Here is a 2,287-nt window from a genome sequence, read left to right as displayed (position 1 = left end):
TGTCCGCGTCGGTCGGCGGGTTTCTGCAGGTGCGCCGAATCGGGCGACAGAGTCCCACAGGGTTCAGGCCCGCTTTGCTGCACCCCGGTCGCGGTGACCGCTGCGGACAACCCGGCTCGACGGGCCGTTGACCGTCCGGGGAGGATGGCGGCTTTCTGGACCCGGTCCACCCCGCCCCGTAGGCCGCGTGTCTCGGACTCCGAGGCCGTCGCCGGCGCCATCGCGGTACTCACCGCGGCCCTCTACTCACAGCAGCCACCGCCGCAGCAACCACCACCAGGCTTGGGCGCGGACGTCGCCGACGCGGAGCCGGTCACCGCCACCGTGGAGAGCAGTTTCACGCTGTCCTCGTGCCCCAGGGGGCACTGCGCCGCCGCGGATGACTCGGCCATCGGGCGGTTCAACTCGAACGTGCAGTCACAAGAGCGGCAGCGGTACTCGTAGCGAGGCATGGCCACAGCCTAGCCGGGAGGCATGGAACCCGCCGCGGATCACCGCCCCAGCCCGCTCGTCACGGATGGTCTAGCACGACCCGGCCCGCGGCCTCCCACGCCAGAGCCATCTGCGTCAGGATTACCGGAAGCGCTCGGCACACCCTCAGGGCCTGCCCACAACCGTGGTCGCGGGCAGCCCCCTGGCCGAAGTCGGCTACTCCTCGAACCCGTAGTCCAGCAGCTTCTCGCCCGGCCCGCACCAGGGCGGCATGGACCCGCGGCACCCCGTAGGCGCCGTGTGACCCGGCATGCAGGACACGGGTCTCGTTGACCAGCAGCTCCTCACTCCGCCGCCGCGCCAGACGGGCAGGACGCGAGGCCACGCGGCCGTAGTAGGCGGAGCGCGGCACCCCCAGAGTGCGGCACAGCAGGGCCACGCTGTAACCACCGGGATTCGTCTCGGTGGCCTTCTCCGCGTCGATGAAGCGACACACGGCGCCTATCTTCTGATCGGCGCGAGGGTAATGGTTTCCCCAACCTTGCATACTGACGGGTTGTCAACTTGTCCTGTGGTGCTACGTTTCTCGCCGGTAGCCACCACTGGTCATGGTGGCAGCAAGGAAATTTTGTCCGTTCTGGGCACCACCTCGCACGCGCGTGGATCGCGCGCGTCGCAGCAGCACTTTCCCGTGGATACCTCACGGGCTCCGCACCTGCGAATCTGCCATGCGCGGGCCGTCGACAAGGCCGCGCACCCCCCATTGGAGGGCAGTTCCATGCGCTCGAAGAAACGATCCTTCAGACAGTTAGCCGGCCGAGTCACCGCGGTACTGTCCGTTGTCTCCTTGGCATCCGTGGGCCTGCTCGCGGTGACTCCGTCGGCCGTGGCGTTCCCGGCGACGACGTCAGCGAATCCGGCGGCCCGCGTCCGGGATCTCTGCGACCAGCACACCGCGCCAGGTGAGATGGCATGCCTTGCCGAGGCCCGGACCGGCATCGCCCGCCACCTGAGCCTCGCGCCCAACGCTGCACCTTCCGGTTATGGGCCCAGCCAACTGCAGTCGGCCTACAACTTGGCCTCGGCGGCAGCATCCAGCGGGTCCGGCCAGACCGTGGCGCTCGTCGACGCCTACGACGACCCAAACGCGGAGAGCGATCTTGGAGTGTACCGCAGCCAGTTCGGACTTCCCGCCTGCACGACCGCGAACGGCTGCTTCAGCAAGGTCAACGAGAACGGCCAAGCCAGCCCGCTGCCTTCGCCCGCTCCGGCGAGCGACGACTGGACGGGTGAGGAGTCCCTCGACGTCGACATGGTCTCGGCGGTCTGCCCCAACTGCCACATCCTGCTGGTCGAGGCCAACTCCGAGAGCAACGACGATCTCGGCACCGCGGTGAACGCGGCCGTGGCCAAGGGCGCCAAGTTCGTCTCCAACAGCTACGGCGGCAGCGAGTCCTCCTCGGACAGCACCTACGACACCGAGTACTACGACCACCCGGGCGTCGCTGTCACCGCGTCGGCCGGCGACAGCGGGTATGGCGCCGAGTACCCGGCCGCCTCCCAGTACGTCACCGCGGTCGGCGGCACCTCGCTGTCCACCGCGTCGAACGCGCGCGGCTGGACCGAATCCGTCTGGTCGACCTCGTCCTCCGAGGGAACCGGGTCGGGCTGCTCCGCCGACGACCCCAAGCCCAGTTGGCAGACCGACACCGGCTGCTCGAAACGCACCATCGCCGATGTCTCCGCGGTCGCGGACCCCGCCACCGGTGTGGCCGTCTACGACACGTACAACAACAACGGCGGCTGGAACGTCTACGGCGGCACCAGCGCCTCGTCGCCGATCATCGCGTCCGTC

General features: G+C 68.9%; 3 protein-coding genes. 1 reads left to right on the top strand and 2 read right to left on the bottom strand.

Going from position 1 to position 2,287, the window contains the following annotated elements:
- Nucleotides 1-242 precede the first annotated feature (242 nt).
- Both NGB36_RS32965 and NGB36_RS32960 read right to left on the bottom strand, forming a co-directional pair.
- On the bottom strand, nucleotides 243-452 hold the full coding sequence (locus NGB36_RS32965; protein ID WP_255924336.1) for an FmdB family zinc ribbon protein: 210 nt from the start codon (nucleotides 450-452) through the stop codon (nucleotides 243-245).
- Nucleotides 453-511: 59 nt separating this feature from the next.
- Entirely contained in the window at nucleotides 512-928 is a 417-nt protein-coding gene (locus tag NGB36_RS32960) for a hypothetical protein (RefSeq protein ID WP_255924335.1), read from the bottom strand.
- A 282-nt stretch (nucleotides 929-1,210) separates the two neighbouring features.
- Between NGB36_RS32960 and NGB36_RS32955 the strand changes: the two genes are divergently transcribed.
- The coding region (locus tag NGB36_RS32955; protein ID WP_443741620.1) for a S53 family peptidase at nucleotides 1,211-2,287 on the top strand (1,077 nt) is incomplete at its 3' end.

It is taken from the genome of Streptomyces humicola, assembly GCF_024436035.1.
Taxonomy (GTDB): Bacteria; Actinomycetota; Actinomycetes; order Streptomycetales; family Streptomycetaceae; genus Streptantibioticus_B; species Streptantibioticus_B humicola.
The sequence above is the reverse complement of the archived record's forward strand: the minus strand, read 5'-3'. Positions and strand labels throughout refer to the sequence as shown.